Origin of the sequence: Kitasatospora sp. NPDC048298, from assembly GCF_043201465.1 — a bacterium.
In the GTDB taxonomy this organism is placed as follows: domain Bacteria; phylum Actinomycetota; class Actinomycetes; order Streptomycetales; family Streptomycetaceae; genus Kitasatospora.
Genome location: NZ_JBICYZ010000001.1, coordinates 82,141 through 98,717, shown reverse-complemented (window position 1 = coordinate 98,717; position 16,577 = coordinate 82,141). Strand labels below are relative to the sequence as shown.

Sequence of the window (16,577 nt, the reverse complement as noted above, 5' to 3'; positions counted from 1 at the left end):
GTGCTTCGTCACCTCCAGGAGGCGGTCAGTGAGCTTGCGCCCAGGAGGTCAGGAGAGGCCGAGTTCCTTGTCGAGCAGGTCGAAGATGTCGTCGCCGGTGGCCGATTCGAGCTCCCGATCGGCGTCGCGGTCCGCAGCACTACCGTCCGTTGCACTGTGTGCGTCACTCCATTTCGACAGCAGGCTCTGCAGGCGCAGCGTGATCTTCGTGCGCTCGACGCCGTCGGTGGTCGTGGTGAGAAGCAGGGTTTCGAGCTTGTCCAGCTCGCTGAGCACGGGCAGCGGCGCGGCCACCGTGCCGGCGCCGTCGACGAGTTCGGCGACCAGGTGGTCCGCGAGCGCGGCGGGGTTCGGGTGGTCGAAGACCAGGGTGGCGGGCAGCCGCAGGCCGGTGGCCGTGTTGAGGCGGTTGCGCAGCTCGACCGAGGTCAGCGAGTCGAAGCCGATCTCCTTGAACGCGTGGTCCGGGTCGACCTCGGCGGCCGAGGCGTGGCCCAGGACCGCGGCCACCTCGGCGCAGACCGACTCGACCAGCAGGCGCCGCTGTTCGGCCTCGGCGAGGCCCGCCAGCCGCTGCTTGAGCGGGACTCCCCCGGCCGCGGCGGCGTTGGCGTCCACGGTACGGCGGGCGGGCGCGTGCACCAGGCCGCGCAGGACCTGCGGGATGCCGGAGGCGGCGGCCCTGGCCCGCAGCGCGGGCAGGTCGAGGCGGACCGGCAGCACGGCCGGTTCGACACCGGCGCGGGCCGCGTCGAAGAGCGCCAGGCCCTCCTCCGCGCCCAGCGGCGGGACGCCGCTGCGGGCCATCCGGCGCAGCTCGACCTCGTCGAGCCGGCCGAGCATGCCGCCCTCGTGGGCCCAGGGGCCCCAGGCCATCGAGGTCGCGGGCAGGCCCAGCGCCGCACGGTGCTGCGCCAGCGCGTCCAGGAAGACGTTCGCCGCCGCGTAGTTGGCCTGACCGGGGTTGCCGAAGGCCGCCGCCACCGAGGAGAAGAGGACGAAGTCGGTCAGGTCCTGGCCGAGGGTCAGCTCGTGCAGGTGCCAGGCCGCGTCCACCTTCGGCCGCAGGACCGCGTCCAGCCGCTCCGGGGTCAGCGAGGACACCAGACCGTCATCCAGGACGCCCGCCGTGTGGACCACCGCCGACAGCGACCGGCCCTCCAGCAGCGCCGCGACAGCGCCGCGGTCGGTCACGTCGCACGCGACGATCTCCGCCTCGGCACCCAACCCGGCCAGCTCGTCCCGCAGTTCGGCAGCGCCCGGCGCGCTCAGGCCGCGACGGCTGGTCAGCACCAGGCTCCGCACCCCGTGCACCGTGACCAGGTGCCGGGCCACCAACGACCCCAGACCACCCGTACCACCCGTGACCAGCACCGTGCCCGCGGCGGGCGAGGGCACCGTCAGGACGACCTTGCCGACATGCCGCGCCTGGCCCAGGAAGCGGAACGCCTCCGGCGCCCGGCGCACGTCCCACGCAACCGTGGGCAGCGGTACCAGCACACCCCGGCCGAACAGCTCCACCAGGTGCGCCAGCATCACACCGATCCGCTCCGGACCGGCCTCGATCAGATCGAACGCCTGGTACCGCACGCCCTCGTGCGCGGCGGCGACCGCCTCCGGCTCCCGGACGTCCGTCTTGCCCATCTCCAGGAACCGCCCACCACGCGGCAGCAGCCGCAGCGAGGCGTCCACGAACTCACCCGCCAACGCGTCCAGCACCACATCCACCCCGGCACCACCCGTAGCGGCCAGGAACGCGCCCTCGAATTCCAGGGTCCGGGAGTTGGCGATGTGCGCGTCGTCCAGACCCGAGGCCCGCAGGGTCTCCCACTTGCCCGGGCTCGCCGTACCGAACACCTCGGCACCCAGATGCCGCGCCAGCTGCACCGCCGCCATCCCGACACCACCGGCCGCGGCATGCACCAGCACCCGCTCACCCGCCCGCAGACCACCCAGATCCACCAACGCGTAGTACGCCGTCAGGAAGACGATCGGCACGGAGGCCGCCTGCTCGAAGGTCCAGCCGTCGGGGATCCGGGCCAGGACCCGGCCGTCGGTGACCGAGCGGGGGCCGAAGCCGCCCGAGAGCAGGCCCATCACCCGGTCGCCGACCGCGAGCCCGGTGACCTCCGGCCCGATCTCCAGGACGACGCCCGCGCCCTCGATGCCCATCGGCCCGGCGTCGCCCGGGTACATGCCCAGGGCGTTCAGGACGTCGCGGAAGTTGAGGCCCGCCGCGTGGACCGCGACCCGGACCTCCTCGCCGACCAGCGGGCGGTCCGCTTCCGGGGCGGGGAGCAGTGCCAGGTTCTCGAAGGTCCCCTTGCGCGGGGAGTCCAGCCGCCAGGCGGCGGCGGTGGTCGGAACGGGCAGGGTGTCGGCGGACGGCCTGGCCACCCGGGGTACGAGCACCGCTCCTTCGCGCAGGGCGAGTTGGGGCTCGCCGGTGGCCAGGGCGGCGCCCAGAGCCGCGAGCGACTCCGTCTCGCCGTCCACGTCCACCAGCACCAGCCGGCCCGGGTTCTCGCTCTGCGCCGAACGCACCAGACCCCACACCGCCGCCACCGCCAGGTCCGGGCTCTCCCCCGCACCCACCGCCACCGCACCACGCGTCACCACGACCAGCCTCGAAGCGGCGAACCGCTCCTCCGCCAACCAGCCCTGCACCAGCTCCAGCACCCGCGCCGCCACCGACCGGGCCACCACCGCGACCCCGCCCTCAACGCCACCATCGGCAGCGCCGTCCACGACCGCGACCACGACCTCGGGCACCACGGCACCCTCGTCCACCGCCGCCGCCAGCGCGGCCACATCCGCCACCTGCCGCAGACCGCCCAGCACCGGCAGATCGGTCGCGCCGAGCACGGCCCAACCACTCGTCTCCGGCGTGCCGGAGACGGTGACCGGGGTCCAGGCGAGTCGGTGCAGCGCCTCCGGGTGACCGGTGGCCGAGGCCTCCAGCGCGGCGGCCGAGACCGGGCGCAGAACGAGCGAGCCGATGTCGGCGACCGGGGCTCCGGCGCCGTCGGCCAGCTGGAGGGAGACCGATCCGCCGGAGCGGGTCAGGCGCGCCCGCAGGGCCTGGGCGCCGGCCGCGTGCAGGACGACGTCGCTCCAGGCGAACGGCAGCCTGCCCTGCGGGGCGTCCGCCCCCTCGGTGCCGGCCTCGGCGGCCGCGCCCAGGCCGAGCGCGTGCAGCGCGGAGTCCAGCAAACCCGGGTGCAGGCCGTAGCGGCCCGCCTCGGTGTGGTGTTCGGCCGGCAGGGCGACCTCGGCGAAGATGTCGTCCCCGCGCAGCCAGACGGCGCGCAGGCCCTGGAACGCCGGGCCGTAGGCGAAGCCGAGGTCGACCGCACCCTGGTAGAAGCCGCTCGCGTCGACGGCCTCGGCGCCCGCCGGCGGCCAGACCGACAGGTCGAAGGGCTCCCGCTCCGGGGCGGTGCCGAGGGCACCGGCCGCGTGGCGGGTCCACGGCTCACCGGCGGGGGCGTCCTCCCGGCGGGAGTGCAGCTGGAAGGGGCGGCGGCCGGCGTCGTCGGGCTCCCCGACGGTGAGCTGGAGAACGATCCCTCCGCGCTCGGGCAGCACCAGCGGCGCCTCCAGCGTGAGGTCCTCCACCGCGCCGCAGCCGACCTCGTCGCCCGCCCGGACGGCGAGTTCGACGAAGGCCGTGCCCGGCAGCAGGATCCGGCCCTGGACGGCGTGGTCGGCCAGCCAGGGGTGGGTCCGCACCGAGAGGCGGCCGGTGAACAGGTAGCCGTCGGTGTCGGCCAGGGCGACGGCGGCGCCGAGCAGCGGGTGCCCGGCGGCCTCCAGGCCCAGGCCGGCCGGGTCGCCGGTCGGCAGGGCGCGCAGCGTCGGCCAGTAGCGGCGGCGCTGGAAGGCGTAGGTCGGCAGCTCGACCAAGCGAACGCTCCGGCCGGCGGCGAGTGCCTGCCGGTCGGGGCCGCTGCCGGTCAGGCAGAGCCGGCCGAGGGCGGCCAGGGCGGTGGGCCGCTCGGGGCGGCCGGCGCGCAGCGCGGGGACGAACACGCCGTCCTCGACGCACTCCTGGGCCATCGCGGACAGCACGCCGTCCGGGCCGAGCTCGACGAAGGTGGTGACACCGTCGGCCGCCAGGGTGCGCATGCCGTCGAGGAAGCGGACGGCCTCGCGGACGTGCCGGACCCAGTACGCGGGCGAGCACAGCTCCTCGGCGGTGGCCAGGTCCCCGGTGACGTTGGAGACGACCGGGATGCGCGGGGCACTGTACGTCAGGCCCTCCGCCACCCGGCGGAACTCGTCCGACATCCCGTCCATCAGCGGCGAGTGGAACGCGTGCGAGACGTTGAGACGCTTGGTCTTCTCGAACTGCCCGGCGATCGCGAGGACTTCATCCTCGTCGCCCGAAATCACCACGGAGGCAGGGCCGTTGATCGCCGCGATGCTCACGTTCTCGGTGAGCAGCGGCAGGACGTCGGCCTCGGTGGCCTTGACCGCCACCATCGCGCCGCCCTCGGGACGCGCCTGCATCAGCCGACCACGAGCCGCCACCAGGGTGACTGCGTCGTCCAGCGACAGCACGCCCGCGACGTGCGCGGCCACCAGCTCGCCGATCGAGTGCCCGGCCAGGACGTCCGGCCGCACGCCCCAGCTCTCGTACAGCCGGAACAGCGCCACCTCGACCGCGAACAGCGCGACCTGGGTGAACTTGGTCCGGGCGAGAACGTCAGCGTCCTCCCCGAACACGGCTTCGCGCAGCGGCAGTTCGACCCGAGCGCAGACCGCGTCGAAGGCGTCCGCGAACACCGGGTAGGCCTCGTACAGCTCGCGGCCCATGCCCGGGCGCTGGCTGCCCTGCCCGGTGAACAGGTACGCCGTCCGTCCGCCGCGTGCGACGCCCTGGAGCACGTTCGCCGTGGTGGCGTCCTGCGCGAGGGCGTCCAGTCCGGCGAGCAGCTCGTCCCGGTCGGCGCCGAGCACGACGGCCCGGTGCTCGTGCAGGGAGCGCGTGGTGGCGAGCGCGTGGGCGACGGAGTCGGCGGCGGGGGCGTCCGGGCCGGTCAGGTGGTCGCGCAGTCGGGCGGCCTGCTCGCGCAGGGCGTCCGCGCCGCGGGCCGACAGCAGCCAGGGCAGCGGAGCCACGCCGGCCGGTGCCGCGTCGGGCTCCTCGGCCGGGGAGGCGGCGGGTGCCTGTTCGAGGATGACGTGGGCGTTGGTGCCGCTCATGCCGAAGGAGGAGACGGCGGAGCGGCGGGGGTGCGCCGTCTCGGGCCAGTCCCGCGACTCCGTCAGCAGCTCGACCGCGCCGGCCGCCCAGTCCACGTGCGACGACGGCTCGTCGACGTGCAGGGTCCGGGGCAGCACGCCCTCGTGCATCGCCAGCACCATCTTGATGACGCCCGCGACACCGGCGGCGGCCTGGGTGTGGCCAAGGTTGGACTTCACCGAGCCGAGCCAGAGCGGCTCGCCGGTGCGGTCCTGACCGTAGGTGGCCAGCAGCGCCTGGGCCTCGATCGGGTCGCCGAGCCGGGTGCCGGTGCCGTGCGCCTCGACGGCGTCGATCTCGCCGGCCGACAGGCGGGCGGCGGCCAGGGCCTGGCGGATGACCCGCTGCTGCGCGGGGCCGTTCGGAGCGGTGAGGCCGTTGCTGGCACCGTCCTGGTTGACGGCCGAGCCGCGGACCACCGCGAGCACCGGGTGGCCGAGGCGCTCGGCGTCGGAGAGGCGCTCCAGCAGGAGCATGCCGACGCCCTCGGCCCAGCCGGTGCCGTCGGCGGCCTCCGCGAAGGCCTTGCAGCGGCCGTCGTCGGCGAGGCCGCGCTGGCGGCTGAACTCGATGAACGCGCCCGGGGTGGCCATCACGGTGGCGCCGCCGGCCAGGGCGAGCGTGCACTCGCCGTTGCGCAGCGCCTGGGCGGCCAGGTGCAGGGCGACCAGCGAGGACGAGCAGGCGGTGTCCACCGTCACCGCCGGGCCCTCAAGACCGAAGGTGTACGCCAGGCGCCCGGAGACCACGCTGGCCGCGTTGCCGGTGGCGAGGTGGCCCTCCAGGATCTCCTCGGAGGCGAACAGCAGGTTGGTGTAGTCCTGCATGTTGGTTCCGGCGAAGACGCCGGTCCGGCTGCCGCGCACGGTCTCCGGGTCGATACCGGCCCGCTCGAAGGCCTCCCAGGACGTCTCCAGCAGCAGGCGCTGCTGCGGGTCCATCGCGAGGGCCTCGCGCGGGCTGATGCCGAAGAACGCGGCGTCGAACTCCCCGGCCTCGTACAGGAATCCGCCCTCGCGGGCGTAGCTGGTGCCGGCGTTGTCCGGGTCCGGGTCGTACAGCGCCTCCAGGTCCCAGCCGCGGTCGGCGGGGAAGCCGCCGATGGCGTCGCCGCCGTCGGCCAGCAGGCGCCACAGCTGCTCGGGGGTGCGCACGCCGCCGGGGAAGCGGCAGCTCATCGCGACGATGGCGACCGGCTCGTCCGGGGCGCCGAGGACCGGGGCGGCCTCGGTGGACTCGGCGTCCGGGCCGAGGAGTTCGGCGCCCAGGTGAGCGGCGAGGACGGCCGGGGTCGGGTAGTCGAAGACCAGCGTGGCGGACAGCCGCAGGCCCACGGCCGCGTCGATCCGGTTGCGCAGTTCGACGGCGGTCAGCGAGTCGAAGCCCAGCTCCTTGAACGGGCGCCCGGCGAGGACCCCGTCGACGGAGTCGTGGCCGAGCACCGCGGCGGCCTCGGTGCGGACCAGGTCGAGCAGGATCCGCTCCCGCTCGGCGGCCGGGGCGCCGGCCAGCACGGCCCGCAGTCCGCCGGCCGCGCCCTCCTCTGCGGGGGTGGTGTCGGCCTGGGCCGCCACCGCCTCGGGCAGGTCGGCGAGCAGCGCGGAGGGGCGCACGGCGGTGAAGCCGGCGGCGAACCGGGACCAGTCGAGGTCCGCCACGGCGAGGGCGTCCTCGCCCGCGCCCACGGCCTGGGCCAGGGCGGCCACCGCCTGCTCGGGCGCCATCGGGCGCAGCCCGCGCCGGCGCAGGTGCTCGCCGCCGTCGGCGGCCATGCCGCCCTCGGCCCACGGGCCCCAGGCGACGGCGGTGGCGGCGAGGCCGCGGGCGCGGCGGGCCTGGGCGAGCGCGTCCAGGTGGGCGTTGGCGGCGGCGTAGGCGCACTGGCCACCGCTGCCCCAGACGCCGGCCACGGAGGAGAAGAGGACGAAGGCGTCCAGCTCGGTGCCGTCCAGCAGCGCGTCCAGGTGGGCGGCTCCGGCGGTCTTGCCGGCGACGACGGCGGCGAACTCCGCCGGGTCGGTCTCGGCGAGCGGCGCGTTCTGGGCGACCCCGGCCGCGTGCACGACGGCGTTCACCGGGTGTTCGGCGAGCAGGGCGGCCAGGGCGGTGCGGTCGGCGGCGTCGCAGGCGGCGACCGTGACCCGGGCGCCGAGCGCGGTCAGCTCGTCGCGCAGCTCGGCCGCGCCGGGGGCTTCGAGGCCTCGGCGGCTGGTGAGCACGAGGTGCTCGGCACCGTTGGCGGCCAGCCAGCGGGCGACGTGGGTGCCCAGGGCGCCGGTGCCGCCGGTGACCAGGACGGTGCCGCGCGGGCGCCAGTCGGCGGCCTCGGTGCGCTCGGCCCGGACCAGGCGGCGGCCGAGCGTACCGTTCGCGCGCAGCGCGACCTGGTCCTCGGCGGAGCCCGGCGCGAGCAGGGCGGCGAGGCGGGCGGCGGCGCGCTCGTCCAGGGCGGCGGGCAGGTCGACCAGTCCGCCCCAGCGGTCGGGGTGCTCCAGGGCGACCACCCGGCCGAGGCCCCACAGCTGGGCCTGGGCGGGGTGCTCGACCTGCTCGGCGCCCGACACGGCCACGGCGGCCTCGGTGGTCAGCCAGAGCGGGGCGGTCACCTCGGCGTCGCCCAGGGCCTGGACCAGCAGGGCGGTCCGCAGCAGGGCGGCGGACACGCCCGGGTGGGCGGGGTGCTCGGCGTCGTCCAGGGCGAGCAGCGACAGGATCCCGGCGAGGCCGTCGGCGGCCGCGTCGCGCAGCTGCTCGGCGAGCCGGGCCCGGTCGGATTCGGCGCCGAGCTCCAGGCGCCGGACGTCCGCGCCGGCCGCGGTCAGGGCGCGCTCGACGGCGGCCAGCCGCTCGGCCGCGCCGTCCGGGAGGCCGACGGGCGCGACGGTGAGCCAGGTGCCGCCGAGGCGGGCGGTGTCCGGCGCGCCGAGCGGCTTCCACTGGACGCGGTAGCGCCAGCCCTCGACGGTGGTGCGGGCGCGGTGCTGCCGGCGCCAGTTCGACAGTGCGGGCAGCACCTCGCGCAGGGCGCCGTCCGCGGACAGCTCCAGGGTGCCGGCGAGGGCCGCGACGTCCTGCTCCTCGACGGCCGTCCAGAACCGCTCGTCGCCAGGGGTGCCGGCGGGCGTCGCCGCTCCGGCGGCGGGCGCCTCCAGCCAGTAGCGGCGGGTCTGGAAGGCGTAGGTCGGCAGGTCGATCACGTGGCCGTCGCGCACGGCGGGCACGGCCGACCAGTCGGGGCCGTCGCCGTGGACGTGGGCGGTGGCGAGCGCGGCCAGCAGGCTGCGCTCCTCCGGGCGGTCGGCGCGCAGCGCGGGGGCGAACGTGCCGCCGTCGACGCAGTCCTGGCCCATGGCGGAGAGCACGCCGTCGGGGCCGAGCTCGACGAAGGTGGTGACGCCCTGGGCCACCGCGGTGCGCATGCCGTCGAGGAAGCGGACGGCCTCGCGGACGTGCCGGACCCAGTACTCGGGCGAGCACAGCTCCTCGGCACTCGCCGGGGCACCCGTCACGTTCGACACGACCGGGATGACCGGCTCGGTGTAGCTCAGGCTCTCGGCGACGGCCCGGAACTCCGCCAGCATGCCGTCCATCAGCGGGGAGTGGAAGGCGTGCGAGACGTTGAGACGCTTGGTCTTCTCGAACTGCCCGGCGATGGCGAGCACTTCGTCCTCGTCGCCGGAAATCACCACGGAGGAAGGTCCGTTGACGGCCGCGATGCTCACCTGGGCGGTCAGCAGCGGCAGAACGTCCGCCTCGGCGGCCTTCACCGCGACCATCGCGCCGCACTCGGGCAGCGCCTGCATCAGCCGGCCACGGGCGGACACCAGCGCCACCGCGTCGTCCAGCGACAGCACACCCGCGACGTGGGCGGCCGCGATCTCGCCGATCGAGTGGCCGACCAGGACGTCCGGACGGACCCCCCAGCCCTCCAGCAGGCGGAACAGCGCCACCTCGACGGCGAACAGCGCCGGCTGGGTGTACTCGGTGCGGTCCAGCAGCTCCGCGTCGTCGCCGAACACCGCGTCGCGCAGGGGCAGTTCGACCCGCGCGCAGACCGCGTCGAAGGCCTCGGCGAACGCCGGGTGGGCCTCGTACAGCTCCCGGCCCATGCCGAGGCGCTGGCTGCCCTGGCCGGTGAACAGGAAGGCGAGCCTGCCGCCCTCGGCGGCGCCGGTCACCAGCCCGGCGGCCGTGCCGCCCTCGGCCAGCGCCGCCAGGGCGCCGCGGAAGGAGGCGAGGTCGTCCGCGACCACGACGGCCCGGTGGTCCAGCGCCGCCCGGGTGGTGCCGAGCGAGTGCGCGAGGTCGGCGAGGTCGACGTCCGGGTGGGTGTCGAGGTGGTCGAGCAGTCGGGCGGCCTGGTCGCGCAGCGCCTGCGCGGTCGCGCCGGACAGCAGCAGCGGGCGGCCGGAGGCCCGGACGGGCCGGACGGTCTCCACCGGCTCGACGGCGGGGGCCTGCTCGATGACGGTGTGGGCGTTGGTGCCGCTGATGCCGAAGGAGGAGACGGCCGCGCGGCGCGGGCGACCGGTCTGCGGCCACGGCCGGGCCTCGGTCAGCAGCTCGACGGCGCCGGAGGCCCAGTCGATGTGCGGGGACGGCTCGTCCACGTGCAGGGTCTGCGGCAGCACGCCCTCCCGCATCGCCATGACCATCTTGATCACGCCGGCCACACCGGCGGCGGCCTGGCTGTGCCCGATGTTGGACTTGATCGAGCCGAGCCACAGCGGGTCCCCGCTGCGCTCCTGGCCGTAGGTGGCGAGCAGCGCCTGGGCCTCGATCGGGTCGCCCAGCGCGGTGCCGGTGCCGTGCGCCTCGACGGCGTCCACCTGGGCGGCGGTCAGTCCGGCGTTGGCCAGGGCCTGGCGGATGACCCGCTGCTGGGAGGGGCCGTTGGGCGCGGTCAGGCCGTTGCTGGCGCCATCCTGGTTGACGGCGGAGCCGCGGACGACGGCGAGCACGGGGTGCCCGTTGCGCCGGGCGTCCGACAGCTTCTCCAGCAGCAGCATGCCGACGCCCTCGCCCCAGCCGGTGCCGTCGGCGGCGCCGGCGAAGGACTTGCAGCGGCCGTCGGCGGCCAGGCCGCGCTGGCGGATGAACTCGACGAAGACCGTGGGGGTGGACATCACCGTCACACCGCCGGCCAGCGCCAGCTCGCACTCGCCGTTGCGCAGCGCCTGGGCGGCCAGGTGCAGGGCGACCAGCGAGGAGGAGCAGGCGGTGTCGACGGTGACCGCCGGGCCCTCCAGGCCGAAGGTGTAGGCGACGCGGCCGGAGGCCACGCTGCCGGTGTTGCCGTTGCCGAGGTAGCCGTCGAAGTCCTCCAGGCCCTCGGAGACGCCGTACAGGCGGGCGCCGTAGTCGTGGTACATCGCGCCGACGAAGACGCCGGCGCGGGTGCCGCGCACGCGCTCCGGGGCGATGCCGGCCCGCTCGAAGGCCTCCCAGGAGGTCTCCAGCAGCAGCCGCTGCTGCGGGTCCATCGCCATCGCCTCGCGCGGCGAGATGCCGAACAGGCCCGGGTCGAAGTCGGCCGCGTCGTACACGAACGCGCCCTCGCGGCGGAAGCGTCCGCCCGCGTGGTCCGGGTCGGCGGCGTAGACGGCGTCCGCGTCCCAGCCGCGGTCGGCGGGCAGCGCGGCGACGGCGTCGGTGCCCTCGGCGACCAGCTGCCACAGCTGCTCGGGGGTGCGCACGCCGCCGGGGTAGCGGCAGCTCATCGCGACGATGGCGATCGGCTCGTCGTCGGCCGCGGCGCGGCGGACGGCCGGGGCGGCCGGGGCGGTGGCGGCGGGGGCCAGCCCGGCAAGCAGGTGGCGGGCGAGCGCGGCGGGGGTGGGGTGGTCGAAGACCAGGGTGGCGGGCAGCCGCAGGCCGGTGGCCCGGCCCAGCCGGTTGCGCAGCTCGACGGACATCAGGGAGTCGAAGCCGAGCTCCTTGAAGGCCCGGTCGGCGTGCACCGCCTCGGCCGACCGGTGGCCGAGGGCCCCGGCGGCCTGGGTGCAGACCAGCTCGGTGAGCAGCCGCTCCTGCTCGGCGGCCGAACGGCCGGCCAGCCGGCGCAGCAGCGGCGAGCCGTCGGCCTCGGCGCCGGCGCCCTGCGCGGCACGCCGGACGGGGGCCGGGACGAGCGTGCGGAACAGCGTGGGCAGGCGGTCGGCCTGGGCGCGCAGGACGGCCAGGTCCAGGCGGACCGGCAGCAGCAGGGCGTGCCCGGTGCGCACCGCGAGGTCGAACAGGCCCAGCGCCTCGGCGGACGGCAGCGCGTGCAGGCCCGAGCGGCGCATCCGGGTGAGGTCGGCGGCCCCCAGGTGGCCGGTCATGCCGCTGGCCTGCTCCCACAGGCCCCAGGCGAGCGAGGTGGCGGGCAGGCCGGCGGCCCGGCGCCGGGCGGCGAGCGCGTCCAGGAAGGCGTTGGCGGCCGCGTAGTTGGCCTGGCCGACGGCACCAAGGACGCCGGCGGCGCCGGAGTAGAGGACGAAGAGCGCCGGCTGCCGGTCGCGGGTCAGCTCGTCCAGGTGGACGGCCGCGTCGACCTTCGCGCGCAGCACCCGCTCCAGGCGCTCCGGGGTCAGCGCGTCCAGCATGCCGTCGTCCAGGACACCGGCCGCGTGGACCACGGCGGTGAGCGGGCGATCGGCGGGAACGGTGTCCAGCAGGGCGGCGAGTGCCGCGCGGTCGGCGGCGTCGCAGGCGGCGACCGTCACCTCGGCGCCCAGCGCGGCCAGTTCGTCGCGCAGCTCGACCGCACCGGGCGCGGCCTCGCCCCGGCGGCCGGCTAGCAGCAGGTGGCGGGCGCCGTGCTCGGTCACCAGGTGGCGGGCCAGCAGCGCGCCCAGGGTGCCGGTGCCGCCGGTGATCAGCACCGTGCCGTCGGGGTCCAGGGCGGACGGGCCGGCGGCGGCGTCCTGCTCGGACAGCGCCCGGACCAGCCGGGGGGCCAGCACCTCACCGGCGCGCAGGGCGAGTTGGGGCTCGCCGGTGGCGACGGCGGCGGGCAGCGCGGCAGCGGAGCCGGCCTCGTCGTCCAGGTCGACCAAGACGAAGCGGTTCGGGTGCTCGGACTGCGCGGAGCGGAGCAGGCCCCAGACCGTGGCGTGCGCGGGCCGCTCGACGGCGTCCGCGTCGAGCGCGGCCACGGCGCCGCGGGTCACCAGCACCAGGCGGGCGGCGGCCAGGGGTTCGGCGGCCAGCCACTCCTGGGCAAGGGCCAGCGCGGCGGCGGCGGCGCGGTGCGCCTCCTCGACCTGGTCGGCGGAGCCGACGGCGACCGGCGCGACCACGGTCTCCGGGGCGGCCTCCCCGGCGGCGACGGCGGCCAGCAGGGCGGCGAGGTCGGGGTACCGGACGGCGTCGGGCGCCATGGCCGCGTCGGCGCCGAGCACGGCCCAGCGGGCGGCGTCGGCCGGAGCGGCGGGTCCCTGGGCGGTGGTTCCCTGGGCAGTGGTCTCCTGGGCGGTCCAGTCGATGCGGTACAGCGGGGTGCGCGCGCCGCGCGCGGCGGAGTGCAGCCGCTCGACGTCGAGCGGGCGCAGGGTCAGCGCGTCGGCCGTGGCCACCGGGGCGCCGGTCGGGTCCGCGAGCGCCACCGAGACGGCGTTGTGCCCGGCCGGGGCCAGCCGCACCCGCAGGGCGGCGGCACCCGTGGCGTACACCCGCAGCCCGGTCCAGGCGAAGGGCAGCAGTCCGCCCTCCGCCCCGGGGAGCAGCCCGCCGAGGCCGGCCGCGTGCAGAGCGGCGTCGAGCAGGGCGGGGTGCAGCCGGAAGCGGCCGGCCCGGTCCTGCTCCTCCTGCACCGGCTCGACCTCGGCGAAGACCTCGTCCCCGCGCTGCCAGGCGGCCCGCAGGCCGCGGAACGCCGGGCCGTAGGCGAAGCCGCCGGCCGCGAAGCGCTCGTAGAGGTCCGCGACGGGCAGCTCGACGGCGCCCTGCGGGGGCCAGACGGCGAGGTCGAACTCCGGCACGACGGCGCCGCCCCGGGACAGGGTGCCGGTGGCGTGGCGGGTCCACGGCTCGTCCGAGCCCTGCGCGTCGTCGGGGCGGGAGTAGACCTCCACCTCACGGCGGCCGTCGGCGTCGGGCGAGCCGACCACCACCTGCACCGCCACGCCACCCTGGGAGGGCAGCACCAGCGGCGCCTCCAGGGTCAGCTCCTCCAGCACGTCACAACCGGCCTGGTCACCCGCGCGAACGGCCAGCTCGACGAAGGCGGTACCGGGCAGGATCACCGTGCCGGCCACCGCGTGGTCCGCCAGCCACGGCTGGGTCTGCACCGAGAGGCGACCGGTGAAGACGTGCCCGTCCCGGTCGGCCAGCGCCACCGCCGCACCCAGCAACGGGTGGTCGGCCGCGCCCAGGCCGGCGGACAGCACGTCACCGATACCGCGCGTGCCCGGCTTCGGCCAGTAGTGCTCGTGCTGGAAGGCGTAGGTCGGCAGGTCGACGCGGCGGGCCGTGGGGAACTGGGCGGCCCAGTCGACGCCGGCGCCGTTGGCCCAGGCCTCGGCGAGGGCGGTCAGGAACCGCTCCCGGCCGCCCTGGTCACGGCGCAGGGTGCCCTGAACCGTGGCCTCTGCGCCGGAAGCGTCGATGGCCTCCTGGACGCCGACGGTCAGCACCGGGTGGGCACTCACCTCGACGAACTGGGTGTGGCCGGAGGCGAGGAGGGACTCCACCGTGTTGGCGAACTCGACCGTCTGGCGGAGGTTGCGGTACCAGTACGCGCCGTCCAGCGAAGCACTGTCGATCAGTTCACCGGTCACGGTGGAGTGGAACGGCACCTCCGGCACGCGCGGGGCGACCGGGGCCAGCAGCTCCGCCAGGCGGGCCTCGATGCGCTCGACGTGCGCCGAGTGCGAGGCGTAGTCCACCGCGATCCGACGCGCCCGGATCTCCTGCCCGCCGCAGTACTCCATCAGCTCGTCCAAGGCACCGGCGTCACCGGAAACCACGACGGAGCTCGGGCCGTTGACGGCCGCGATCGAGATTCCCTCACGGCCCTCCAGGAGTTCACGCACCTGCTCGGCGGGCAGCGGAACGGACACCATGCCACCCAGGCCCGAGAGCTCGATGATCGCCTGGCTGCGCAGCGCCACCACCAGGGCGGCGTCCTCCAGCGACAGCGCACCCGACACCGCAGCGGCGGCGATCTCACCCTGCGAGTGCCCCACCACCGCCGACGGCTCCACACCGTACGAACGCCAGAGAGCAGCCAGCGAGACCATCACGGCGAACAGCACCGGCTGGACGACGTCCACCCGCTCCATCCACCCGCCGTCCTCACCCGCGACGACCTCCAGCAGCTCCCAATCCACATGCGGAGCAAGCGCCTTGGCGCACTCCTCCATCCGGGAACGGAACACCGGCGAGTCCGTGAGCAGTTCCCGGGCCATGCCCAGCCACTGCGAACCCTGCCCCGGGAAGACCATGACGAGCCTGCCGCCGGCCCCGGAGCCGCGGACCACCGACGAGGTGCCCTCGTCCTGCCCCGAGGCCAACGCACCCAGCCCGGCGAGCAGTTCGTCCCGCTCCCCCGCCAGCACCACGGCCCGCTCGTCGAACCGGGCACGACCGTGGGCGAGTTCGGCGCCGACGCCGGCGAGGGAGAGCTCCGCTCCGGCCTCCTGCACGAAGGCGGCCAGCTTGCCGGCCTGGGCGCGCAGCGCGGTCTCCCCGCGCGCGGACAGCACCCAGGGCAGCGGGCCGCCGGCAGCGGCGGCCCAGACGGCCGGACCCGCCTGGTCGGTCGAACCGGCCGAACCGGACGGCGCGTCGGCGGCGGCGTCCTCCGCCGCCGGGGCCTCCTCCAGGACGACGTGCGCGTTGGTGCCGCTCATGCCGAAGGCCGAGACGCCCGCCCGGCGCGGCTCGTCCGCCGCGGGCCAGTCGCGCGCCTCGGTCAGCAGTTCCACGGCGCCGCCGGACCAGTCGACGTGCGAGGTCGGGCGGTCGACGTGGAGGGTCTGCGGCAGCACGCCGTTGCGCAGCGCCATGACCATCTTGATGACGCCGCCGACGCCGGCCGCGGCCTGCGAGTGGCCGAGGTTGGACTTGAGCGAGCCCAGCCACAGCGGACGGCCGGCGGGCCGGTCCTGGCCGTAGGTGTCGAGCAGGGCCTGGGCCTCGATCGGGTCGCCGAGCACCGTGCCGGTGCCGTGCGCCTCGACGGCGTCGACCTGGCCCGCCGAGAGCCGGGCGTTGGCCAGGGCGCGCAGGATGACGCGCTGCTGGGCGGGGCCGTTGGGGGCGGTGAGGCCGTTGCTGGCGCCGTCCTGGTTGATCGCGCTGCCGCGCACGACCGCGAGCACCTGGTGGCCGTTGCGCTGCGCGTCGGAGAGGCGCTCCAGCAGGAGCATGCCGACGCCCTCGGCCCAGCCGGTGCCGTCGGCGGCCTCCGCGAAGGGCTTGCAGCGGCCGTTGACGGCCAGGCCGCGCTGGCGGCTGAACTCGATGAAGGAGGACGGGGTGGACATGATCGTCGCACCGCCGGCCAGGGCCAGCGTGGAGTCGCCGTTGCGCAGCGACTGCACGGCGAGGTGGAGGGCGACCAGCGAGGAGGAGCAGGCGGTGTCGACGGTGACCGCCGGGCCCTCCAGCCCGAAGGTGTAGGCGAGTCGGCCGGAGAGCACGCTGGCCGCGTTGCCGGTGGCGAGGTGGCCCTCGGCGCCCTCGGCCTCGCCGGCGACGACCAGGCCCAGGTAGTCCTGGCCGGCGGTGCCGACGAAGACCCCGGTCTTTCCGCCCTTGAGCGCGGCCGGGTCGAGGCCGGCCCGCTCGAAGGCCTCCCAGGAGGTCTCCAGCAGCAGCCGCTGCTGCGGGTCCATCGCGAGGGCCTCACGCGGCGAGATCCCGAAGAAGCCCGCGTCGAACTCTCCCACCGCGCGCAGGAAGCCGCCCTCGCGCGCGTAGCTGGTGCCGGCGTGCTCCGGGTCCGGGTCGTACAGCCCGTCGAGGTCCCAGCCGCGGTCCTCGGGGAAGCCGCCGATGGCGTCCCGCCCGTCCGCGACCAGGTCCCACAGTCGTTCGGGGGTGTCGATGCCGCCGGGGTAGCGGCAGGCCATGCCCACGATGGCGATCGGTTCGCGGCTCTCCGCCTGGAGGTCCCTCAGCTGCTGCTTGGTCTGCTGGAGGTCCGCGGTCACCCACTTGAGGTAGTCGCGAAGCGTCTCTTCATTCGCCATGCGGAGGGCCACCTCATCGGGGTGAGCGGGTCCTCCGGGCACGCACGCGCACACGACTGGACCACAACAGTGAAGGGTTTCGCCCTGACGCTATGAAGGGCGGTGAAGGCGGACAACCCCTACCAGCCCCCCTAGGGCCCCCATGACGA

1 protein-coding gene is annotated in these 16,577 nt (G+C 75.9%); it reads right to left on the bottom strand.

Translation table 11 applies throughout. The features are described 5' to 3' along the window. Positions 1–48: 48 nt before the first annotated feature. Positions 49–16,440 (bottom strand): type I polyketide synthase, encoded by a 16,392-nt coding sequence (locus tag ACGF0D_RS00055; RefSeq protein WP_392913162.1) that lies wholly within the window; start codon positions 16,438–16,440, stop codon positions 49–51. Between the last annotated feature and the right edge of the window lie 137 nt (positions 16,441–16,577).